Annotated in this window: 23 protein-coding genes and 1 pseudogene; 19 read left to right on the top strand and 5 right to left on the bottom strand. The window is 47.3% G+C overall.

What is annotated here, in order from left to right:
- The first annotated feature begins 293 nt into the window (after positions 1 to 293).
- The 5 genes from CFI03_RS10155 (at position 294) to CFI03_RS10135 (ending at position 4817) form a co-directional block, all read left to right on the top strand.
- Positions 294 to 653 carry a hypothetical protein gene (locus tag CFI03_RS10155; RefSeq protein ID WP_248757291.1) on the top strand — a complete coding sequence of 120 codons (360 nt, stop codon included), beginning with the start codon at positions 294 to 296 and terminating at the stop codon, positions 651 to 653.
- Positions 654 to 710: 57 nt separating this feature from the next.
- Positions 711 to 1109: an Imm41 family immunity protein gene (locus CFI03_RS10150; protein WP_248757290.1), complete on the top strand. Its 399-nt coding sequence runs from the start codon at positions 711 to 713 to the stop codon at positions 1107 to 1109.
- A 545-nt stretch (positions 1110 to 1654) separates the two neighbouring features.
- The gene (gene hemG, locus CFI03_RS10145; protein WP_248757289.1) at positions 1655 to 3061 is read left to right on the top strand and encodes a protoporphyrinogen oxidase; all 1407 of its coding nucleotides are present in this window, start codon (positions 1655 to 1657) and stop codon (positions 3059 to 3061) included.
- A gap of 180 nt (positions 3062 to 3241) precedes the next feature.
- On the top strand, positions 3242 to 4036 hold the full coding sequence (locus tag CFI03_RS10140; RefSeq protein ID WP_248757288.1) for a Cof-type HAD-IIB family hydrolase: 795 nt from the start codon (positions 3242 to 3244) through the stop codon (positions 4034 to 4036).
- Between the two features lie 139 nt (positions 4037 to 4175).
- Positions 4176 to 4817: an HAD family hydrolase gene (locus CFI03_RS10135; RefSeq protein ID WP_248757287.1), complete on the top strand. Its 642-nt coding sequence runs from the start codon at positions 4176 to 4178 to the stop codon at positions 4815 to 4817.
- Between the two features lie 101 nt (positions 4818 to 4918).
- Here CFI03_RS10135 and CFI03_RS10130 read toward each other — a convergent pair whose 3' ends face one another.
- Positions 4919 to 5140 carry a hypothetical protein gene (locus CFI03_RS10130; protein ID WP_248757286.1) on the bottom strand — a complete coding sequence of 74 codons (222 nt, stop codon included), beginning with the start codon at positions 5138 to 5140 and terminating at the stop codon, positions 4919 to 4921.
- 376 nt (positions 5141 to 5516) lie between these two features.
- On the opposite strand from CFI03_RS10130, the gene CFI03_RS10125 reads away from it, so the two are divergent.
- From CFI03_RS10125 to CFI03_RS10110, 4 genes are all read left to right on the top strand, one after another.
- Entirely contained in the window at positions 5517 to 5981 is a 465-nt protein-coding gene (locus tag CFI03_RS10125) for a hypothetical protein (protein WP_248757285.1), read from the top strand.
- A gap of 47 nt (positions 5982 to 6028) precedes the next feature.
- Complete coding sequence (locus CFI03_RS10120; RefSeq protein ID WP_248757284.1) at positions 6029 to 6847, top strand: AraC family transcriptional regulator; 819 nt, start codon at positions 6029 to 6031, stop codon at positions 6845 to 6847.
- A gap of 104 nt (positions 6848 to 6951) precedes the next feature.
- A complete protein-coding gene (locus tag CFI03_RS10115) occupies positions 6952 to 7941 on the top strand; it encodes an aldo/keto reductase (RefSeq protein ID WP_248757283.1) in 990 nt (329 codons plus the stop codon).
- Between the two features lie 111 nt (positions 7942 to 8052).
- A complete protein-coding gene (locus CFI03_RS10110) occupies positions 8053 to 8328 on the top strand; it encodes a recombinase family protein (protein WP_248757282.1) in 276 nt (91 codons plus the stop codon).
- Positions 8329 to 8449: 121 nt separating this feature from the next.
- On the opposite strand, the gene CFI03_RS10105 is transcribed toward CFI03_RS10110, so the two are convergent.
- On the bottom strand, positions 8450 to 9781 hold the full coding sequence (locus CFI03_RS10105; protein ID WP_127496746.1) for an LLM class flavin-dependent oxidoreductase: 1332 nt from the start codon (positions 9779 to 9781) through the stop codon (positions 8450 to 8452).
- Between the two features lie 234 nt (positions 9782 to 10015).
- Between CFI03_RS10105 and CFI03_RS10100 the strand changes: the two genes are divergently transcribed.
- The 5 genes and pseudogenes from CFI03_RS10100 to CFI03_RS10080 form a co-directional block, all read left to right on the top strand.
- Positions 10016 to 10801: a methionine ABC transporter ATP-binding protein gene (locus tag CFI03_RS10100; protein ID WP_248757281.1), complete on the top strand. Its 786-nt coding sequence runs from the start codon at positions 10016 to 10018 to the stop codon at positions 10799 to 10801.
- Entirely contained in the window at positions 10798 to 11466 is a 669-nt protein-coding gene (locus CFI03_RS10095) for a methionine ABC transporter permease (RefSeq protein WP_283094475.1), read from the top strand. The genes CFI03_RS10100 and CFI03_RS10095 overlap by 4 nt, the downstream gene beginning before the upstream one ends.
- Positions 11467 to 11543: 77 nt before the next feature.
- The gene (locus CFI03_RS10090; protein ID WP_248757280.1) at positions 11544 to 12434 is read left to right on the top strand and encodes a MetQ/NlpA family ABC transporter substrate-binding protein; all 891 of its coding nucleotides are present in this window, start codon (positions 11544 to 11546) and stop codon (positions 12432 to 12434) included.
- 357 nt (positions 12435 to 12791) lie between these two features.
- On the top strand, positions 12792 to 13337 hold the full coding sequence (locus CFI03_RS10085; protein WP_127496742.1) for an OsmC family protein: 546 nt from the start codon (positions 12792 to 12794) through the stop codon (positions 13335 to 13337).
- 24 nt (positions 13338 to 13361) lie between these two features.
- Positions 13362 to 13647, top strand: a pseudogene (locus CFI03_RS10080) (LLM class flavin-dependent oxidoreductase); the annotation flags it as partial.
- Positions 13648 to 13985: 338 nt separating this feature from the next.
- Here CFI03_RS10080 and CFI03_RS10075 read toward each other — a convergent pair.
- Positions 13986 to 14858, bottom strand: a complete 873-nt coding sequence (locus tag CFI03_RS10075; protein ID WP_248757279.1) for an AraC family transcriptional regulator — start codon at positions 14856 to 14858, stop codon at positions 13986 to 13988.
- A gap of 116 nt (positions 14859 to 14974) precedes the next feature.
- Between CFI03_RS10075 and CFI03_RS10070 the strand changes: the two genes are divergently transcribed.
- Complete coding sequence (locus CFI03_RS10070; protein WP_248757278.1) at positions 14975 to 16960, top strand: beta-galactosidase; 1986 nt, start codon at positions 14975 to 14977, stop codon at positions 16958 to 16960.
- 16 nt (positions 16961 to 16976) lie between these two features.
- Here the strand turns inward: CFI03_RS10070 and CFI03_RS10065 are convergent, their stop codons facing one another.
- Positions 16977 to 17684: a response regulator gene (locus CFI03_RS10065; protein ID WP_248757304.1), complete on the bottom strand. Its 708-nt coding sequence runs from the start codon at positions 17682 to 17684 to the stop codon at positions 16977 to 16979.
- The gene (locus CFI03_RS10060) at positions 17684 to 19300 is read right to left on the bottom strand and encodes an ATP-binding protein (RefSeq protein ID WP_248757277.1); all 1617 of its coding nucleotides are present in this window, start codon (positions 19298 to 19300) and stop codon (positions 17684 to 17686) included. The genes CFI03_RS10065 and CFI03_RS10060 overlap by 1 nt, the downstream gene beginning before the upstream one ends.
- 211 nt (positions 19301 to 19511) lie before the next feature.
- On the opposite strand from CFI03_RS10060, the gene CFI03_RS10055 reads away from it, so the two are divergent.
- The 4 genes from CFI03_RS10055 to CFI03_RS10040 all read left to right on the top strand — a co-directional run bounded on the left by CFI03_RS10055 (position 19512) and on the right by CFI03_RS10040 (position 23311).
- A complete protein-coding gene (locus CFI03_RS10055) occupies positions 19512 to 20537 on the top strand; it encodes a tripartite tricarboxylate transporter substrate binding protein (RefSeq protein WP_481857666.1) in 1026 nt (341 codons plus the stop codon).
- A gap of 63 nt (positions 20538 to 20600) precedes the next feature.
- A complete protein-coding gene (locus CFI03_RS10050) occupies positions 20601 to 21062 on the top strand; it encodes a tripartite tricarboxylate transporter TctB family protein (protein ID WP_248757276.1) in 462 nt (153 codons plus the stop codon).
- Positions 21063 to 21073: 11 nt separating this feature from the next.
- A complete protein-coding gene (locus CFI03_RS10045) occupies positions 21074 to 22600 on the top strand; it encodes a tripartite tricarboxylate transporter permease (protein WP_201004179.1) in 1527 nt (508 codons plus the stop codon).
- Between the two features lie 60 nt (positions 22601 to 22660).
- Entirely contained in the window at positions 22661 to 23311 is a 651-nt protein-coding gene (locus tag CFI03_RS10040) for a TerC family protein (protein ID WP_127496799.1), read from the top strand.
- Positions 23312 to 23328: the final 17 nt, after the last annotated feature.

Genomic DNA, 23328 nt, shown 5'->3' with positions numbered 1-23328 from the left:
AACGAAGTGTCTACTTTTTAGTTTAAGTCCAACAGATAGCGGAATTAAGTTAAACTTCCACGAATTTCAATTCTGCAGCTTTGTTGATGAACGGGATATAGGGAAACTTGGGGTCTGCGGGTCTTTTTAGGAAGAACTCATAAGGGATTTAGTTAAACTATCGTGACATATAGTTCAATGATCCAGAGCAGTTTGCCGCCGCGGCAGCTGCTCTTTATATCGTTGAGCTATTGGGCAGTTATATGCAACTTCTGGTAACTGGAAGCGTATTTCACTTTTAGTTCAGCGAGGGGATGGTTGTTCTGAAAAAGGTTGGTTATTCAATCATTTTGTTAATTGCAGTACTAATTTTATTTGGGTTATATCGCTTTCAAGAACCTATCCTTACTGAACATGAGGCTACGTCTAAAGCAAGAATGTATCTTGAAACAGTAAACCGAAATTTAGATTTAACTTATGACACAAATATTGTTGAGATGAGTGTATTGAATAAAGATACGTTTTGGAATAAAGTCACTGGTAATAGAACTTGGTATATACATATCGACGGTGTAGCTATCAGTCTAGAAGCAGATTCTGGCGAATTTATTGACATGGTATTCCCTTATGATGGTGTACTCACCAAGGAAGAGCATCCTGACTGGTTTCATTAAACATTTATTGAATTAACGGGAAACATTACTTCGAAATCTGCTCTAAGGTGGGATGATATGGAATGTGATATACAGATCTTGATGGATAACTATCAGCTCAAAGAGGGGACATTTCTCTATGGATTAGTTGAAGAAGCAACTTTCCATGAAGCATATTTTTGGAATTATTATAATGCACAGATTGAAATTAATAAGCAGACAATTAACAAATCATTAGATAGAGAATTAACCAAAATTGTTCACTGGGTACATAAAAGAATTCATGATTTACTACTTTGCCATTTTATCGAAACGAATGTTTACTCAATAGCTAAATTGCCAGAAAGTAAATTAATATATTTTACTGAAAGATTAGACTTTATGATGGAAGGGTACTTTGGCAACTTTGTAATGAGTGAAAAACAATTTGGTGACGATATTAAGAATCCTAACTATCCAGAGTTATACAAAAATTAATATTTACTTACTTTTTGAGTTCGGCATGATTCTTTAGGCTAAATATTAGTGAGTAGCGAGGTCATCGGCAAATGAGGATAGTTGTAACTGGCGGAGCGATAATAAGAGATAGCAAAGGTAGAATTTGAACGCTAGTTTAATAATACAGCAGCATTCTAGGACATTTGTGTCCAAGAATGCCGCTATTTTTTTAAGCTAAAAGGTTTGGGAGAGGACTTATCACTGCGCCGTGCTTCACAATAATTGCAATTGCCTTCCTCCGGGGCACAAGCAAGGTCGTGGCGCGGCGGAAGGGGCTAAACAAAGAAGATACGAAAAACTTGCAGACAGATCTCTCGGAAACTCCGGTGGCAGCGAATACGACGAAGATTGATTCTCTCTTGTGGAAGATGCTTGCGATTCATCCATTAGTCCATAACGATTTCTACCGTAAGGTTAACCCGTTAGCACTCACCCATTAAACTCGGGTTATAGTGACGGCAATCATACCAGAAACCTGCGTGGATATGTTAAACTAATGGGAACTAAACCATGAGGTGTTGAATTTGAAAACAATTATTGTGATTGGTGGCGGCATTACTGGGCTGTCGGCCATGCATGAATTTCGCAAATGGAGGAAGGCAACCGGAGCTGCGGTCAGGCTTTTATTAATTGAAGCGTCTGCACAGTTAGGCGGTAAAATTCAAACCGTCAGGCATCAACAATTCGTGATGGAGACCGGGGCAGATTCTATTGTAGCGCGAAAAATAGACGACATGAGCGTGATTGAAGAACTGGGCTTGAAGGATGACGTGGTCTATAACGCGACTGGTCGCTCCTTCATATACGCTGGTGGACATCTGAAGCCGATTCCGGACGACGCGGTGTTCGGTATTCCGACAAGCATCGAGTCTCTCGCCAAGAGTACGCTCGTCTCGGCAGAAGGCAAAGTTGCGGCGCTAAAAGATTTGTATACGAAAAATGAGACGTTTACGAAGGACGATTCTGTCGGCGCGTTTCTGGAGTATTTTCTCGGGAGCGAACTTGTCGAAAAGCAAATTGCTCCCGTCCTTTCCGGGGTCTATTCAGGGAATTTGAGCGAATTGACAATTGCCTCAACACTACCTTACTTGATCGACTACAAGGAGCAATACGGAAGTATTATTAAAGGGCTAGAGACAAACAAGCAGAAGTTTAGGATTGGTGAGAAAAAGTTTTTCTCGCTAAAAAACGGTCTGGGCTCACTAATTGACGCCTTTCAAGCTGGTCTGACCGAAGAATTGCTGTTAAACACTAAAGTCTGCAGAATTGATAAGGACAATGGCCGGTATCACGTGCACTTAGACAATCAGGACATGATCGAAGCGGATTATGTTGTACTAAGCATTCCGCATACCGCAGCAGAACCGATTCTTGACGATTCGAGCCTTACGGAGCAATTCTCGGGATTGAAAAGCAGCTCGCTCATCAGCATATATGTCGGCTTTGACGTGCCCGATTCAGTGCTCCCCGCCGATGGAACGGGATTTATTACCGCGACAACCGATGAATTGTTCTGCAACGCTTGCACGTGGACAAGTCGCAAATGGGAGCATACGTCCAAATCCGGAAATTTGCTCGTCCGGTTATTTTATAAAAGCAGCCATCCCTCGTACGCTTTAATAAAGGATCTGGATCACGATGGACTGCTAAAGGTGGCGCTTAGCGATATTGAGAAGGGGCTTGGAATTACCGCCGAACCTGTCGTTAACGAGATCACCGACTGGTCCGGGCAAATGCCAATTTATTCGATTACCCATCCGCGAAGCGTCCATGCACTTGAAAGCATCATGGCAGATGTATTCCCAGGCATTATCCTTGCTGGATGCTCTTATTATGGCGCGGGGATCTCGGACTGCATGAAGAACGGGGCCGATTCGGCAAGAAAAATCATTGATTTGTTGAAGGAAAGCTATTCCCCAACCAATAAGTAAGGGCATCAGATAATAGTTGATCAAGCTAACTGGGAACATTAGTTCAATCATAAAAGCTGCAGCAGATCGAAGGATCAGCTGCAGCTTTATTACGTTAACCGACAGGCTAAACAACAATAGTCTAGTATCTTTTCTGGTATTAGCTTATTATTAGTAAAATTAATTTGAGGAGAGATGCAGATGTCGGACATACAGGCAGTTGTATTAGACCTGGACGGAACACTGCTCGGCAGCGACAAATCCATATCGCCTAGAAATTACGAAGCTGTTAAACGGTGTTATGATTCTGGAATCCATATTATCGTTGCCACGGCACGACCGCCTAGAGCGGCCAATCAATTTGTGAAGAAATTTTCTTTTGTAGACTACTTGGTTTATTACAATGGTGCTCAAACAATATGCAAGTCTAAGCAAACTCTACGGCACATTAGTATCCCTATGGAGATTAGCCATCAGATTAACCATTTCATCAAGTTACATGCAGCTCAATCGATAATTAATTACGAGGTCAATGACTCATGCTATACATGTACACCAATTTCTGACTCAGAACTTAGTCATTTCGGTATCCGTTCAAGTGATCCTAAACCTTTGGTTGTTGATAAGGATTTTTTAAGTTCACTTTCCCCAACAAAAATATTGGTTCATGGTTACAGCGCATGGATAGATATTATCGAGCAATTCGGCGACCATGTGAATGTAATCGCAACCGACGGAGGTGTACTGGTTCAAATCATGCACAAATCAGCCTCAAAGGAAGATGCCGTGCAATGGGTGCTTAATGAAATTGGGGTGAAGGCAGAAAATGTAATGGTATTCGGGGATGACTTTAACGATTTAGGTTTATTCCATAACTGTGGATTTCCGGTTGCTATGGAAAACGCAATAATGGAGTTGAAAAATTGTGCAAAACACATTACTGAATCAAATGATAATGATGGTGTTGCTGTTGCTCTCGAGAAATTGGTGCTGTGACAAGCTAATAATGACTGGACTAACGGAAAGTTTTAGTTGATGATTCAAAGAGAATGATTTGAACAGAGAGTTGGCACGCTGGAGGATCATATAAATATTTGGTCACCAAGGTTGCCGCATGACAAAGGAGAACGAAGCAATGAAAAAGTTCATACTCTTCGATCATGATGGTGTTCTGGTTGATACGGAATTCTGGTATTACAAAGCGGGAGCACGCGCTCTAGCTGATATAGGATTTACTTTGGATAAAGACCAATACCTTCGCGATATGACTCAGTCATTGGGCACTTGGTCCCAAGCTAGGGCGGCAGGTATCGATGAACATATCATCAGTAAACAGCGTGAGGTTCGCAACGTCTATTATCAGGAATATCTAAGAACTGAAGCTATAGAGATTGAAGGTGTAGCTGAAACTCTGGCTGAGCTGTCAAAGTACGTTCGCATGGCGATCGTGACAACTTCAAAACGTGCTGATTTTCAACTTATTCATGAAAATCGTCAGATTACACAATTTATGGAATTCGTCCTTATTCGCGAAGACTACGAGCGCACCAAGCCTCACCCGGAGCCTTACTTGACCGGACTAAAGCGTTTCGGAGCTACCAAAGAAGAGACCTTGGTTGTGGAGGATTCAAACAGAGGGTTGAACTCAGCCGTGGCAGCTGGTATCGACTGTGCTATTGTACATAACGACTTCACAAAAACACATGACTTCACAAAAGCCAGTTATCGAATCAGAACTCTGATTGAACTAAAGGATATCATCTTGAGTTGGCAATAACACAAGAGGCTTAAGCTAAGGGAAACTTTAGTTCAAAACACCAAGAAGAAGTATGTGATGGCTGCTTTGCAACATAAGTTCTAAAAACTAAACGAACCTCGTTACTCAATCACCGTGATCCGGCTCGGAATATTGGCCAGATTCGTGCTCACGATCTCTACTCTATAGTCAGCTCGGAGAGCATCCAGCACCTCAGGTACGTTTATTCTGAAGCGCTTTAGCTTACCGTCATCCCGAAGCACGTTAATAATGCTGCCTTCCTTGTTTATGATACGGCCTTGAATCGTTCGCCGTGCCTTTATCAGAAGATCGATTAGCATCACAGCGAGGAGCCCAAGAAATACTAGGCTCACGAGAAAATACGTAAAGCCAATAAAAGTGGGCACCACTTGATGGTCAGTTGTGAATAATCTCACGACTGACAACGATAGCGTTCTATCATCACTGAGAGCCATGTAAGATCAGTATGGAAAAACATCTAATTAACCAACTTTGATTTGTTTAATTTGGATACTAGTATACACGATTGAGGGAAGGAGAGAACAACTTTATGCATTTATACCGCTGCCATCATAATGGCCACGGGACCTTTATGTGCGCACCTGTATTAAGATCGGTTCACTCGGTTAGTCCATTCAACTATCGGAGAACGTTAGTTCAAGAACAAAATGGTAAATTGAAAGTGGTGATAACAGCCTAATGATTGAATTTCTAAAAAATAAAGGAATTAAAGCGTACAACGAAATTGTTGAGATAGCAGAACAACCAAACCTCTTGTTCTCTAATGACAGTGGTCAGTATTATGCGGAAGCTAATTATAATCTTTACACCATTCAGAAGCTAAACAAATTAATTATTGAAAACTCATGGTCGGTGTATTTAAATAAGTACTTTAGGGGAAAGTCATTTGTTTTTTACGTCTGGGGAGATTTTCAAATACCTGCCATAAGGTTATCAGTTGTTTCCTATTATGAGGGGTTAGAGTTACCATTTGGATGTACATTGAACAAGGGTAGTAACATACAGAACGTACTGTTTCAATACAAAGAGGAAGCACAGTTTCATGGTTTTACGATTGCTGAAACGGAAGATTCAAACTTAAATGATGATGAAACAGAAAGAGATCACATACTAACTGTATACTCAAAAATCATAAACTGTTAGATACATTACCGGTGAGCTGTGCCATAGCAAGGGAAGGAGACAACTTTTTGAAGGCTTTTCATTATAATTCGTATCGTTCATCCCGAGATAACCCGGATTTTTATTTATCTTATTGGGGGAAAGAAGACTGTTCTCCTAACCATGCATTCGGTCCTGGCATACGTGACCATTATAAGGTGCATTTTGTACACCGGGGAACCGGAACTGTGCAGGTTGGCGGTTCTACGTTTAAGTTGACTTCAGGCCAAGCTTTTCTGGCTTACCCCGGTAAAGTGATTTCCTATCAGGCTGATGCTATCGATCCATGGAGTTATTCTTGGATCGGCTTTCGCGGCGAACAGGTGGGCGAGGTTCTGGAGCGAACCAAGCTGACATCAGAGGAGCCGGTGTTCCCTATGGATAAGCAGCTCATGCCCAATTTGTACGAACTGCTTTTGGAAGCGGCGAACCATCCCAGGAATCATGACTTGAGATTGACTTCGCTCCTGATTGAGTTTCTTACGGTGTTGATTGATTCGCAGCCTTCATCGGCTGATGGCAGTGTTCAGCCTCGCAAGCAAGATACATACATCCATCGCAGCTTGGATTTTATCCATAGTCATTTCAGCGAGCCGATAACGGTTCAGCAGATGGCCGCCTCGCTTGGGTTGGATCGCAAGTACTTGTCATTCCTCTTTAAGGAGGCAATGGGACTGCCCCCGCAGCAATACTTGCTTAATTACCGGATGGATCGGGCGGGGGATCTGTTGCGTAAAGGTGAATATTCGATAGGCGAGGTTGCCCGTTCGGTAGGTTATCAGGATGCACTGCTGTTCTCCAAAATGTTTAAAAAGCTAAAAGGAGTCCCTCCAAAGCTGTATCGATAGCAGATAAATTCAGACATTATGCCATATTTACCTTCCATGCGGACATAGGCCGTCCCAATCAGGCGTACTATAATGAGCCTATACGTTAAGAGGAGGTTGTAAGAATGTTATATACGGCAAGACAAGAAAGATACGAATCCATGACATATAATCGCTGCGGAAAGAGCGGATTGAAGCTCTCTGCGATCTCGCTTGGACTATGGCACAATTTTGGCGGAATCGATAAGTATGAGAATGGCAGGGCGATGGTTAGAAGGGCATTTGATCTGGGCATTACGCATTTTGACCTGGCGAACAATTACGGGCCGCCTCCCGGATCCGCAGAAGAATCATTCGGCCGTATGTTGAAGGATGATTTGAGTCCCTACCGGGACGAGTTGATTATCTCGACGAAAGCGGGATATTACATGTGGCCTGGACCTTATGGGGAATGGGGCTCCAAGAAAAGCCTCGTATCGAGTCTGGATCAGAGCTTGAAGCGGATGGGGGTTGATTATGTTGATATTTTCTATCATCACCGTCCTGATCCGGATACACCTCTAGAGGAAACGATGGCTGCGCTGGATATGATCGTCCGTCAAGGTAAGGCGCTGTATGTGGGGATCTCCAACTATCGACCGGAACAAACGCGAGAAGCGTCCCGCATCTTGAAGCAATTGGGTACTCCCTGCGTGATCCATCAGCCGAATTACTCCATGATGTCAAGGTGGATAGAGGATGGCCTGCAAGAAGTTCTCGAGGAGGAGGGAATCGGATCGATCGTATTCTCGCCGCTCGAGAAAGGAATTCTTACCGACCGGTATTTGAATGGCATTACTTCTGACTCTCGTGCTGCGGGACCAAGCGTATTCTTACGCCCCGAGGATATTAGCGAGACGCGTCTTGCAAAAGTCAAAGAATTGAACAAATTAGCATTGGAAAGAGGCCAGAAACTGTCCCAGATGGCATTAGCCTGGGTTCTACGCGGCGGCCGGGTCACTTCTGCGTTAATAGGCGCCAGCAAAGTAGAACAGATAGAAGATGCCGTTGGCGCACTCGCGAATGCATCGTTTTCTCAAGACGAGTTGGATCGGATCGAGTACATTTTAAAATAAGCGAAAGACTCTAAAGCAGCGATATTTAATAGGCTGCTTTTTTTATTGGGAATTTCTCGAATATTGCCGATAATAGTAACAAACATAGATTTGAAAAGGAGTATTATCCATATGAAAGCTATGGCTATACTAAGAGATTCTAGCTTTGAAAGCGCCGAAGAACAAAGACTTAGCATTACTTCTTTTGCTCAATCCGAGAATATTAAGGTTGCCTATTGGCATCAGATTTTTGAGGATAATTACGCAGGTATTTATGATAAACTTCCCAAATTAGACGCAGTAATTGTAACTAAGGTATCACGAATTTCAAAAGAGGTAAAAATGCTTGATGAATTTAAGAAGACGCTATATAAAAATGGTGTTAAATTAATATCGATGTTTAGTTAAATTAGAGGAGAATTCCATAAAGCTATAGAGAACTTAGTTCAGAAAAGCAAGACGGTAGCTAATCTACAGATCAGCTGCGTCTTGCTTTAAGTACAGGAGAAACAGCGCCAATAATTAGAGATCAAGTATAACGGTTAGCCGGAAACGGCAGGTCAAGATGCTCCCTCAAGGTAGCGCCGGTGTAATCCAACCGGAACAAGCCTCGCTTCTGCAAAATAGGCACGACTTGCTCGACGAAATCCTCTAATCCGTCAGGTAACGAAGGCGCCATCAGCATAAAGCCATCAGCAGCGCGGTTTCGGAACCAATACTCTAAAGTGTCGGCAATCTTCTCCGGGGTACCAACCAGATGGTCGCTGCTGAACGATCCGGTGAGCAGGGAGTAAACCTCGCGAAGCGTCGGATTTATCCGGGAGATAATCGGCTGATGCTTCAAATAGTCGGTTTTGGTCATCGGGAGGCGATCCAGTCCGGCATCCTTGGCCCGGTCTTCTAGGGTAAAGCCGGTGAAATCGACGAAGCCTTGGAAATAATCGGATAGAAAACCGATACCGGTCTCTTCGGGAATGAGGGACTCTAGCCGGCTTCTCTTCTCTCTCGCTTCTTCTTCCGTTGAACCGATAATAGGAGAGATGCCTTGTAGAATATGAACTTGATCCGGGTTCCGTCCGGCGGCAGCCACTTTGTTCTTGAAGGTATCATAATACGACTTCGCATCATCGAAATCGTACTTGATGGAGAAGATGACTTCGCCTACCCGGGAAGAGAGCTCTTGCCCGGAATCGGAGACACCGGCTTGAACGAGTACGGGGCGTCCTTGGGGGGAACGGCCAATATTCAGAGGACCTTCTACCGAGAAGAACTCTCCCTTGTGCTGGAGCCGATGAAGCTTGTTGCGATCAAAGAAAACTCCGCCCTCCTTGTCGTGAATAAAAGCATTATCCTCCCAGCTATCCCACAGACCTAGCACCACGTCCAGGAACTCACTGGCCCTTCGATAGCGGAATCCATGCTCAAGATGATCCTCGGCACCGAAATTTCTCGCAGTGTTCCCTGATAAATCGCGGGTCGTGACGATATTCCAGCCAGCCCGGCCCTTGCTAATATGATCTACGGACATCAACAGGCGAGCGAGGTTGAACGGCTCGATGTAGGAGGTAGATGCTGTGGCGACAATGCCGATTTGCTCCGTACTGGCCGCCAAAGCGGCGATAAGGGTAATAGGCTCGTAACGGTTAAGAATGTTGGGATGAGAGACTTCGTTGATCGCTAGGCTGTCTGCAAGAAATGCGATATCGAATTTCCCTTTTTCGGCAGTTCTTACAAGCTTCTTGTAGTAGTCGATGTCAATGCTGGCACCGGCGTGTGCTTGCGGTAGTCTCCATGAGGCGACATGCATTCCGGTGCCGACCAGATAAGCCGACAGTTTCATTTGGCGTGTTGCACTACTCATGATATGCCCCCTAAATATAAGTATTTTCATGTGAATAGTATAATTAAAGGTTTCCTTTTTGGGAAGATATTGACACCTTGTGAAAAATGAATTAAATTAGTTGAAGCGTATCGGAATAATAAGAATTTAATAGGGGATCATTAAGTTGACCAGATGTCTGGAAACTAAGTACTCGTCCTTCAAATGAAGGGGGAAGGGCTTAGTTTTTTTTTATTTGTATGAGGAGGTGACGATTTGATTCTCGTGGAGCAACTGAGCAAAACCTATCTGACGACAAAAGGAAGTGTCTCAGCGCTGGACCGCATCGATTTACGGATAGCCACTGGGGAAATCTTCGGCGTTATCGGGGTTAGCGGAGCCGGCAAATCCACGCTGATCCGGTGTATGAACCGACTGGAGGAACCGGATTCGGGGCGTATCTGGATCGGAGGCGACGATATTACGCAATTGAAGGGCCGTAAACTACGCCAGGCACGGCAGAAGATCGGCATGATTTTTCAACATTTTAATCTGCTGGACGGTAAAACCGTGTATCAGAATGTTGCGTTTCCGCTCGTGGTCGCAGGTCATCCGAGGGAACGAATTCGGCAGCGTGTCCGGGAGATTCTTGACTTGGTTAAGCTGTCCGACAAGGAAGGGACATACCCGGCACAACTTAGCGGGGGGCAGAAGCAGAGGGTTGGCATTGCCCGCGCGCTCGCGAATGATCCGGATGTACTTCTAAGCGATGAAGCGACTTCGGCTCTCGATCCGGAAACGACCTATTCCATTCTGGAACTGCTAAAGGACATTAATCGCCAGTTGAAGCTGACGATCGTGCTCATTACTCACGAGTTGGAAGTCCTCCAGCATATATGCGATAGCATGGCCGTTATCGAGAATGGGAGAATCGTGGAGACCGGTCCAGTCGCCAAATTGTTCCTGAATCCGGAGAGCGATACCGCACGGAAATTCGTAAGCGTTCTGGAGCAGTATCGTAATAGAAGAGGGCTGATTGAAGGATTGGGGGAGGGAATTTGAAAAACGATTTATTCGAGCTCCTGTGGAAAGCTCTTCGAGAGACTCTCTATATGGTGGCTTGGTCATCCTTCTTTGCTCTTCTACTGGGAATGGCCCTTGGTATTCTGCTTGTTGTAACAGATAAAGGACATGTCTTACAGTCCGTGCATGTCAATAAGGTGATAAGCTTCCTCATCAACGGCATCCGATCGATTCCGTTTATTATCCTGATCGTGCTGTTGCTTCCCCTAGCGCGCCTAATCGTAGGAACGTCGCTTGGTCCAACCGCGGCTATCGTTGCGTTATCGATCGGTGCTGCTCCTTTCCTGGGACGAATTGTGGAAAATTCGTTAAAGGAAGTAGGCGCGGGGAAGATTGAAGCGGCGATCGCAGTCGGTGCTTCGCCCATTACGATCATCTTACGGGTCCTCATTCCCGAAGCGCTGCCAGCGCTTGTGCGTGGCGTAACGATTGCCATCATCGGAATCACCGAATTAACGGCGGTTGCCGGAGCTATTGGAGCTGGCGGACTAGGAAGTCTAGCGATTCGCTTCGGCTACCAACGATTCCGAGAGGATATTATGTTCGCAACCGTTTTGGTTATCATACTCCTGATTCAAACCATTCAGTGGACCGGCGATGGGATAGCGAAGTCCATTCACAACAGGCGTTATAAGCTCGAATAATCCTGGTTTGCCGGGGAAGAGCGACCTGAGAGTTCAATACTATTACAAATATAAAAATGGAAAGTAGGAGAGAGAAAATGTCTAAGAAAAGAATGGCCGTCCTTGTTGCCTTCCTGTTTGTTGTGAGTCTGATTGCCGCTGCTTGCGGTTCGAATAACAACGGGTCCTCCGGCAATAGTTCTCCGCAAGCCTCCGCGAATCAGATTCCGAGCGACAGTCCGTCTTCGTCCGCCTCCGAGCCGGTTAAAGAAGTCACGTTAAAAGTGGGAGCGGCAGCCGTGCCTCATGCCGAAATATTGGAGTTCATCAAGCCTAAGCTTAAAGAGGAAGGCGTTAATTTGGAGATCGAAATACTCGACGATGAAGGGCAGTTGAATCCGGCCTTGCAGGAAAAGCAGATCGACGCCAATTACTTCCAACACGTTCCTTATCTGGATTCCGTCAAAGACGAGAAGGGCTACGACTTCGTCGTAACGACGAAAGTGCATGTGGAGCCGATCGGCTTCTACTCGAGCAAGCTCAAATCCAAGGACGAAATCAAAGAGGGAGCAACAATCGGCATTCCTAACAATCCGTCCAATGAATATCGTGCTCTCGTTCTCCTGCAGCAGCAGGGTCTGATCAAGCTCAAAGACGGACTGACGACTTACGAGGCAACACCGAAAGATATCATCGACAATCCGAAGAAACTCAAGTTCGTAGAAGCGGATTCCGCTACATTGCCAAGATCTCTTCCGGATCTGGACGGAGCGATTATTAATACAAACTTGGTTCTGGAGGCCAAGATCGATCCGCAGAGCGCATTGTTCAGGGAAGACGCAAATTCGCCGTACGCGAATGTCATCGTTGTAAGAAGCGGTGACGAGAACCGGGATGAGATTAAGAAGTTAAACGCCGCGTTAACAACACCGGAAGTGAAGAAGTTTATTGAAGACAAATACGGAGTAGCGGTTGTTCCTGCGTTCTAAGCAAATAATAGTAATATCGTAAGAATAAAGATGACTGTCGAGACTTTTCTCGACAGTCTGTAACGCAACCTGATAAGGGCTGCGTTTTTTTGTGTCTGTTTCAAGTAGGGTACGGCGTTTGAATCCAAGAAGGATAGGTGAGCTTCTTTGTGATCAATTATAGAAATGTAAAATGAGCGTATTGATCTTTTATATTAGACGTGGCTGTTTGAGTTGTTCTATATTATTTAAAACCAACTATTTTTAGGTGATTTATCTGTTTAAGTTTGCTTTCAGTACATGGGCCGGACTGAACCTTCATCAGTCTAAGCTTCTATTCAAAGTGGATCGTTATATAGGAAAGGGGATAGTAGAAGCATGGGAACCTTAAATGAATACTTGAAACAGAAAAGGGAAGCACTTCTAACCCGTAGAGTTCAAGCCGAGAAACAGCCGGATCAAGTTAATTCTATCAGTGCTAAGGTAAGAGCGTCAGGAAGAAGCGGTGTTCGGGAAATCCGAATTCGGGACTTCCAAGTCATAAGCGACAGTCCGCCGGATTTCGCGGGCTATAATCTTGGTCCCTCTTCTCCTGAGCTTCAGCTTGGGGTGCTCGGAAGCTGCTTGACGCACATCGCATTAATCCAAGCTGCTGAAAGACAAGTCTCTCTTCACTCGCTTGAAGTAGAAGTAACAGGGGAGATGCACCCGCTAGCCGGTCGTCCGGGCTACGAGCATATCCCGATTTACCCTCATAACATTCACTACAAATTGATAATAGGATCCGAAGAGTCAGAGGAAACATTGCAGGCGCTCCATCAAGCGATCGAACAGGTTTGCCCGATCTTCAACCTGCTTCGCAACCCTCAGCAAATTGAAGGGCAATTGGAAATCAGTCGTCTAAGCTCAGCAACAGTGTTGTAGAGTCCATTTCCAGGGAGCCTTCATTTTTCAGTACGGGGTCCATTAAATGTAGCGCGATCCAAGCAAGGATATCCCATTGTGTTTCAAGCTGGGGCTTCGCAGTCAGGAAGAGATCTAGCTGCTAAGTCTGCAGATGCTGTTTATACGCGCCTATGGAACATTTGAAGAAGCGAAAGCTTACTACCGGGACGTAAAAACAAGAGCTGAGACGTATGAACGGGAGATCTTGATTTTCCCGGGTATAAGTCCGATTGTCGGTAGAACAGAAGAAGAGGCAGAACGAAAGTATCAGGAGATTGTCGAATTGGTTGAAACCTAGGACTCTCGGTTCCGCGTAATCATAATACACTTTCTCATACCATTTCATAGACCTGCAACGATACATGAATTCGTTAAGTTAATAAGATGAGTAAGCATCGTCAGCCACTCAATAAAAGATTCGGGCATCCCATGATGAGTAGACGAGCGAAACGAGGTCGGAATCCCCCTTGGCTCCACCATAATAAAAACAAAGAAAAACCTTTGTGTATCAAGGGTTTTTCTTTGTTTTATTATGGTGCTCAATTGGCTTTAGTTCAACAAAGTGGAAACGACCGGACATGAAGCAACAAAAAAAGACCGGGGAAATCAATGCTCTACTCGGTCTTTTCAGTTAATTTGTTGGTTGTTTCCGGCACCTCGTAGTATTCGGAATTGTTCCGGGGTCATCCCCTCTGACTTTCGAAACCGCTGAATGAAGTATGTACTGTTTGCAAAACCGACAAGCTCAGCAATATTCTTTATGGTCATGCTCGTCGATACCAGCAGGTTTTTGGATTGGAGAATACGGCATTCCGTTAAATACTCAATCGGAGTCTTCCCAATTAAGCTGTGGAACTGCCTACTGAAATGCGAAGGACTGCAGCTTGCTTGCGATGACATCTGTTCGAGCGTGAGCGGCTCACGGCAGTGTGAGCGTATCCACTCCGCTACCTCAGTTAGCCTGTCCCGCATTCCAGGTTTAGGGATGCCTTCAATAGTCTCAGCATGCTGGACGATTAAAGCGATCATTTCATAAGTAATGGCAGATAATCTAGCTGCTCCTTCCTGCATTGGAGGCATGCGGAAATCTAACAATTCTGACCACAACTGGTCAAGCCGTTCTACTCCTTCCCACGAGAAGAGCCAAGGCTCTCGATCCCCCCGTCCTTGCAGTAGTGTACCTAAACCGCGAGCCGTAAAATGAATCCACCTGATATCCCATGGCTCAAAGCTGTCAGCGTAGTATTGCTGTGGCACACCTGGACCGTAAAGAAAACCGGTACCACTGTTCAGCTCCACGGTTTTTTCTCCGATCCGAACATATCCCTTGCCAGCCCGAACGATATGCCAGTTGTATGTGGTGAGTCCATTAGGTCGGTTCTCGTAATGCTCTGTCTCGTTTGCGTAGTGGCCAAATGATTCTGGGTAACAGAGAAAGCGTTCGAATCGTGGCTCAGGAACAAAGTGATTTATGCGCAATGATCTCACTCCAAATAGCATAATTGTGATATGCATAACAAAAAAATGTGATTTAACGCTCTTTTTATAAATAATATAATTAGCCTATTGGATAAATTGCAAGCAAAATAATGATATTGGAAACGGAGAATTATTAGATGAGAATGGGAATGGATTACTACCCGGAGCATTGGGATCGCTCTATGTGGGAGAAAGATGCGAAGCTCATGCAAGATACGGGCGTCAGCCTGATTCGTGTTGCTGAATTCGCTTGGTCTAGATTAGAGCCCACGGAAGGCACTTACGATTTTACGTGGCTTGATGATGCAATCGATACATTTGCAAAACACGGTATCCAGGTTGTCATCGGAACACCGACCTGTACACCTCCGAATTGGCTTGTCCATGAGTATCCAGATGTACTGCCGCGTGACGCACAGCTGCATCCGCACTATCCCGGAGTTCGGGGACACCGATGCTATAATAGCCTTTCAATGAGACACTACTCGGCCTTAATCGTGGAAAAGCTTGCGCTTCACTATGCGGCTAACCCGGCTGTCGTAGGATGGCAGATTGATAATGAGTTCGGTCTGCATGAGTGCAACTGCGATCATTGCAATTCGCGGTTCCGGGATTGGTTGCAAAATAAGTATGGTTCTATCGAGGCAGTCAACTCAGAATGGGGGACTGTCGTTTGGAGCGGGGAATACAGCAATTGGTCACAAATCACTACCCCGCTAGGAGGCACCAAGCATAAAAATCCATCGTATTTGCTGGATTACAAACGTTTTGAAACCGATTCGGTAGTCGAGTTCCAACAACTGCAATTGAACATCTTGAAGAAGCATTGTCCGAATCATTTCGTTACACACAACATCTGGAGCTATCCGATGAGCCTGGATTACTACAAACTTTGTGAGAATCTGGACTTTGTCTCCCTTGATTATTATCCGAGCACGAGTCCGGAAAAGGATGTTTCAAGTGGATATAGTGGAGCATTGACCTTGGATTTGACGCGCGGAATCAAACGGCAGAATTTCTGGATCATGGAGACGATTAGCGGTCCCCCAGGCTGCTGGATGCCAATGTGGCGTACGCCGCATCCTGGATTTATACGAGCCTTTGCTTGGCAATGCATTGCACGTGGAGCGGATACGCTTGTGCATTTCCGGTGGCGGAGCGCTCCGTCGGGAGCAGAACAATTCTGGCACGGGCTGATTGACCATAGTAATGTACCCGGGAGGCGGTTTGAAGAGTACCGTGGACTCTGCCAAGAAGTACAGAAACTTGCTCCTCTCTTAGAAAGGACAAAAGTACAGAGCGAAGCGGTCATCCTTCATTCGCACGATCAATTTAACGCCTTTCAGATGCAGCCGCAAGTAGAAGGAATGGATTATTTCGATAATATAAAAACAATTCATCGCGCCTTCACTAAACTAGGCATTATGACAGATGTACTGAGCGAGAATGAAGACCTGAGCGGATATAAGCTCATTGTGGCTCCTTCGCTGTTCTTGCTCGACCCGGATCTAGCGTCACGTTTGGAGGAATGCGTCAAGAATGGGGCGACGCTTGTATTGATGCCTCGAACAGGCGTGAAGAATCATAATAACATATGTTGGATTCGACCTTTGCCCGGACCGCTTTCCGATGCTGCGGGGGTCACTGTAGCGGAGTACGATCCAATAGGCAGAGATGCTCACACTATTCGTTGGCAAAACAAGTCTTACTCCTGCAGTCAATGGTGTGACATCTTATCACCTCAAAGTGCGGAACCGGTAGCATGGTACGAAGATGATTTCTTCGCCGGCCAGACCGCTGCAACCGTTCACGCTTTGTGTGAAGGCAAAGTGTACTACTTGGGAACGATTCCTGAGGAAGCTTTTTATATAGATTTTTTTAAAGAGGCTGCAGACGAATCAGGCCTGCACTTATTCCCTGGATTACCAGAAGGTGTCCAAATCTCATTGCGTGCAAATGAGTCAACACGATATTTGTTCCTAATGAACCTTACGCGTAAGCCACAGACCGTACAGCTTGATGGGATATATAGAAGTATCTTCAACGATTGTGATATGGACCAATCCTTAACAATGGAGCCATATGCGGTCGAAATCGTGGAGCTTCCACAGAAAAACGTATAGCTTTGTGTCAGCCATTCTATTTCTTCGTTCGGTAGACACGCTCCGGCCGGCCGACGACACCGTAGGACAGATCGGCATAGACGTTGCCTAGTCCGACAAGGTGCTCCAAATACCGCCTGCTCGTCGAGCGACTCGTGCCGATCAGCTTCGCAACCTGCTCAGCCGACAAGCCCTTGCTCTCGGAGGCGAGCGTTTGCACGACCTTCTCCAGCGTGAGCTTGTCAATTCCTTTGGGCAGCAGCATGGAATCTGCAGCAATCTCAACCTTGCTCGAACCGGCAAGCACGCGGTCGATATCGTTCTGGTTAACGGTATGCGAATGCGCTAAACGGTGCAGCTCTGTCTGAAAGGCAACATAGCGAAGGAGTGTTTCCCTGAGCCGGTTAAAGACGAGCGGTTTCATAATATAATCGAATGCACCGCCACGGATTGCTTCACGCACCGCTTCGCTTTCTCTTGCGGCGGTAATCATTATGACGTCCGTATCCCGATAATGCTGACGGATGTAGTGCAGCATGCTTAATCCGTTCGTATCGGGAAAGTAGATGTCGAGCAGCACGAGCTGGGGATTTAACACTTCCAGTTGCGTCCGGGCTTGCGTTTCGTCGGTAGCAATGCCGACGACATGAAAACCTTCGATTTGTTCCACAAAGCGTCTGTTGATTTCAGCGATTTTGACATCGTCCTCCACAATCAGCACTTCTATAGTTGGCGCCTCCGTCATCATTTCGATTGCTCCTTCTGGCTTAAATCCGCATATTTTGGTATGGCTACCGTAAAAATCGTACCTCCCTGAGAGCTGCGGCTGAAGGTCAAGTAGCCGTTCAGTTTATGAATGGCATGCTCAACTAGAGATAGCCCTATGCCTCGATGTTCACCTTGCTTGGTGGAGAAGCCCTTCTTGAATATAGCCTCGCTGAAATCCTCAGGTATGCCAACACCGTTATCCTCGCATTCAATAATTAAATCATCGCCTAGATCGGTCAGAAACAAGGAGGTAAGCTTGTTATCCTCGTCCAGCTCTCTGCGGGCAAGCACCGCTTCCATCGCATTATCAACCAGATTGCCGATAATAGTGACCAGCAGACTTCGGTCTATATGAGGCGGTATGTCGCGGAAGGAGCTTTCCTCGTCAAGAAAGAAGGTGATCTTCAGCTCCTTGGCGTGATTGTATTTGCCAATGAGCAGCCCGGCGATTACCGGGTCGGGAACTTCGCGCATGATGAATTGGACGAGATTTTGATGAACGCTAGCTTCTCTTGAAATAAGCTCGATCGCTTCCTGATAAGACTCGAGCTGGATAAGTCCCGAGATCACGTACAGCTTGTTGGAAAACTCATGGGTCTGGGCGCGAAGCGAATCCGCGAACCGCTTGACCTGCGATAGTTCCTCGGCAAGCCGGTACAGCTCGGATTTGCTGCGGAAGCTGGATACGGCGCCGCTCACCCGATTCTGGAAATCTTTGATCGGTACGCGATTCACAATGACCTCTTCCTCGCCAATCAGCATCTCCCGATCCGATTGGGCAAGTCCGGAACGAACAACATCCATTAGACCCGTATTCGGAATGATCTCCTCCACCTGCTTGCCGATAATGCTCTCGTGCTCGGGTATGGCAAGAAGCTGGTGCGCATAGCGGTTGGCCAGTGTTATGCGTCCGGCTCGGTTAATCGCGATGATGCCTTCGCGGATCGATTCCAGAATCGCTTGTTTCTCCATATAAAGTTCGCCTATCTCCTTCGGTTCAAGGCCGTGGATGGACCGCCTTACGCTGCGGGCAATGAGGATGGAGCCAATCGTGCCTACCACAAGGACGACGAAGGAAACGAGCATCACTTCAATTTGATACGCATCGGTGATGGAATTGACATTGCCGGTTAAAAATCCGACGGAAACGATGCCGATAACGCGGCCGCTTTTATCAAAGATCGGAGCTTTGCCGCGCAGGGAAGGGCCCATTGAGCCGGTAGCCCTGGAAATAATGGGTTTTCCTTCAAGAACAGGACCGTTGTCCCCGCCGACCATGAGCCCGCCAATTCGTTCCGGAATCGGATGGGAGTACCGTAGGCCTTCTCGATTCCCAACGACGATGTATTGCGCGCCGGTTTCGAGCCGAACCGATTCGGCCAGAGGCTGTATGACGAGCGCAGGGTTCTTGTCGTCGAAGGCGCTGCGGATTTCGGGCATGACTGCAAGCGTCTCCGCAACCTTGAGCGCCTGCTCCCCGATTTGCTTCTCCAGCAGGGTAGTAATGACAACGTAGAAAATGCCGCCCAAACTAATAATGACGAAAGCGAGCAGGGAACAGATAATAAGAATGAGCTTCGTTTGCAGCCGCATGCAGGACGCCTCCGATTTTTCCTCCTATTGTAGCACAACTTGTAACCGCTATCTTAAATGACGTCCGTGAACAAAATGAACAAAATGGCCACAATCGCTTTATTATCGTTTATGTCCTTAACATTCTCATTTGATAAAACGGATGTTATTCTGAAAGCGCTTCAAAGAAAGCGCATACAAAAAACAAATTTCATGCGGGAGGTCTTCATACATGAAAAAAATACTTATGAAATCCTGGAAAGCCGCTCCAATCGCCTTGCTCGCCCTCAGCCTTGCTGCATGCGGCAGCGCAGCAAACCAATCGGGCTCCGGCTCCTCGAACTATCCTAGCAAATCGCTGACGCTCGTAGCGCCATCGGGCGCAGGCGGCGGCTGGGACATGACGGCGCGCACGATTACGAAGGTGCTGACGGAAACGAAAGCGACCGATAAGGCCATCACCGTCGAGAACAAGCCGGGCGGCGGCGGCGCTGTATTCATGGCCGAGTATGCGACGAAAGACGTTAAGGACAACCATAAGCTGTTCGTCAGCTCTCCTCCGATTCTGATCAACCATTTGAAGAAGGAAGGGAACTCGCCTTACGGCTACAACGATACGACGCCGCTGGCGCAATTGACGAAGGATTACGGCGCCATCGCCGTTGCTGCGGATTCCAAATACAACGACCTGAAATCGCTTTTGGACGACATGAAGGCAGATCCGTCGAAGTTTACGGTAGCTGGCGGGTCCGCGCCAGGCTCGATGGATCATCTGGTCTCGATTCTGCCTGCATTCAAATACGGAATTGATCCGAAGAGCGTCAAGTATGTTTCCTATGACGGCGGCGGCGAAGCGATTACCGCCCTGCTTGGCGGCAACGCTGATGTGCTGGGCACGGATGCGTCCTCGCTTGACCAATACTTAAAGGCCGGTAAGATTAAGGTTCTCGCGGTTGAGTCCCCGGAGCGGCTGACCGGCGGCAGTCTGGCGGATGTGCCAACGCTGAAGGAGCAGGGCATTGACGCAGAGTTTCTCATCTGGCGCGGCATCTTCGGTCCGAAGGAGATGAGTGCGGATGCTAAGTCCTTCTGGGATACGAAGCTCAAGGCGATGGTAGAATCGGAGCAATGGAAATCGGAAATGACGGCCAATAACTGGCAGACCGATTACAAAAACGCGGAAGATTTCAAAGCATTCCTGGGACAGCAAGAAACGCAGCTTAACGAAATGCTGACGGCGCTTAGCATGCAAAAATAGAGAAACCATGCAGCAATAGGGGGGAATCTTCTCCCCTATTGCTTACAGAGGAGAGTGACCTGGATGAACCTTTCTTTCGACCGCTATGCAGGCATCGTTTTCTGTGCGATCGGAATCGCATTTATGATCGGCAGCAGATCCATTACGGCAAGCTCCTACGGCAGCAATGTTGGGGCGAACATTTTCCCTATGTTTCTGGGCGGTTTTCTGTCCTTGATGAGCGTAAGACTCATCTACGAGACATTTCGCAAACAGCAGCAGCACAAAAGCAAATCCAACCTTGACTACAAACGGTTCGGCATTATTTTCGCCGCAGCCGTCTTATATGCCTTCTTCCTGGAGGACATTGGCTTTGTCATCTCGACGTTTCTGTTCCTAATGATCGGCTTTCAGACGATGGAAAGAGGCAAGCTTTGGAAATCGGTTCTTATTGCGGCTTGCTTCTCGTATGGCGTTTATTATCTTTTTGTCAACGTGCTGGACGGCTCTCTGCCAGGTTTCCCAGCTTGGCTTGGCATCTCCTAGGAGGTTACTCGATGAGCACAATTGATTATTTGGCGCATGGACTGGCCACGGCCATGCAGTGGCATAACGTTGTTTTCGTCTTCCTGGGTGTGCTGATCGGCACCGTCGTTGGCGTGCTGCCCGGCATCGGCCCGATGAGCGGTGTTGCACTCCTTATCCCCATTACGGCTACCATGACCGGAGGGCTCGGACCCGAGGAAGCAGCCACCAGCTCGATCATATTGCTTGCAGGGGTTTATTACGGGGCGATGTATGGCGGTTCTACCACCTCAATCCTGCTAAATACGCCAGGCGAATCCTCATCGGTCGTCACTACGCTCGACGGTTATCAAATGGCGAAGCAGGGCAGGGCTGGCGCCGCGCTCGCGATTTCGGCAATCGGCTCGTTCGCTGCAGGCATTATTTCGCTCATCGGTCTCATTTTTCTTGCACAGCCGCTGTCGGCTGTCGCAATCAAGTTCGGCCCTGCCGAATATTTCTCCCTGATGGTGCTCGGCTTGTTGGCGATCAGCGGCCTGGCGGGCAAATCGATGGTGAAGGCGCTGATGATGACGGCGTTCGGCCTGCTGCTGGCGACGATCGGCATCGACAGCGTATCGGGCGTCGAGCGTTTTACTTTCGGAATGCCGGAGCTTTATCAAGGACTTGAGTTTTTGACCATCGCAGTCGGCATGTTCGCCGTCGGCGAAGTGTTCAAGACGATTTTGGAGCGTGAGAATAGCGATGGCGAAATTGCCAAGATCAATCGTATCCTCCCGACCAAGCAGGATATGAAAGACAGCGCAGGGCCGATCGCCCGCGGCTCCGTGCTTGGCTTCTTCATCGGCCTGCTTCCCGGCGCCGGCGCGATTCTGGCCTCCTTCTTTTCCTATGTGATGGAGAAGAAGCTTAGCAAAAACCCGGAGAAGTTCGGCAAAGGCGCTATCGCTGGCGTAGCCGCACCGGAATCGGCGAACAACGCGGCTTCCGGCGGCGCGATGATTCCGCTTCTTACAATGGGTATTCCTTCGTCGGGCACGACGGCCATTCTTATGGGCGCGTTCATTATGTACAACGTTCAGCCGGGTCCTTTGCTATTCCAGGATCACCCGCAGCTCGCGTGGGGCGTTATCGCCAGCATGTTCGTCGGCAACCTGATGCTCCTTATTCTGAACATGCCGCTCGTCAAGCTGTTCGCCAAGGTCATCGAGACGCCGGCCAAATATTTAATTCCGCTTATTATTGTTTTTTCTGTATTCGGGGTATACGCGGTGCAGTATTCAACCTTCGATTTGCTGCTCATTATGGCTTGCGGCGTCATCGGCTATGTATTGTCCAAGAATGATTTTCCGCTCGCTCCGCTCGTTCTTGGCCTTATTCTCGGCCCGATGATGGAGAACAATATGCGGCGGGCTTTGACGATTTCGAACGGCGACTTCATGATTTTCCTGCAAAAGCCGGTATCCCTCGCCTTCCTTATTATCGGAGTGTTGTGGATTAGCATTCCGCTTCTACTGAAGCTGCGCGGCAAGAAGGTCATCATTAACGAAGAAGGCTAAACGGATAGGAGGTTTTTTAAGGTGGATCTGCAGTGGCTTCTTCTCGGCCTGCTCAAAATTATGCTGATCAATATCGTGCTCAGCGGCGATAATGCTGTCGTTATTGCCCTGGCTTGCCGCAATTTACCCGAGGAGCAGCAGAAGAAAGCGATCTTCTTTGGAAGCTTTGGCGCTATTGCGCTGCGAATCGTACTAACGTTTGCCGCTGTTTGGCTGCTGCATATCCCTTTCGTCCAGCTGGCCGGAGGGCTGCTGCTCATATGGATCGCTTTGAAGCTGATGAAGGGGGGCGACGAAGAGGGGGAGCTGGCATCCAGCAGCGAACTCGGCGCGGCTATTAAAACGATTCTAATCGCCGACCTGGTTATGAGTCTGGATAACGTTCTGGCCGTTGCCGGCGCGGCGGATGGCAACTATGCGCTCATCGGCCTGGCACTTGCGATAAGCATTCCATTGATTATTTGGGGAAGCACGCTAATCATGCGATTAATGAAGAAATTTCCGATCATTATCGTGCTGGGCGTCGCATTGCTTGGATATACCGCTGGCGAAATGATCATTGGCGATGAGAGAGTCGCGCATGCAGTGGATACATGGCCGCCAATCGTTCACAGCTTGCTTCCGGTGCTGCTTGCCGTTGCCATCGTGACAGCTGGCAAGCTGATGCAGCGCAAACTGCACACGGTTATAAGGCAGGATGTGCAATCCTAGAAACAAATGGAGGCGCT

The sequence above is a fragment of the Paenibacillus sp. ATY16 genome (genome assembly GCF_003399985.2).
Taxonomy (GTDB): Bacteria; Bacillota; Bacilli; order Paenibacillales; family Paenibacillaceae; genus Pristimantibacillus; species Pristimantibacillus glycanilyticus.
The sequence above is the reverse complement of the archived record's forward strand: the minus strand, read 5'-3'. Positions and strand labels throughout refer to the sequence as shown.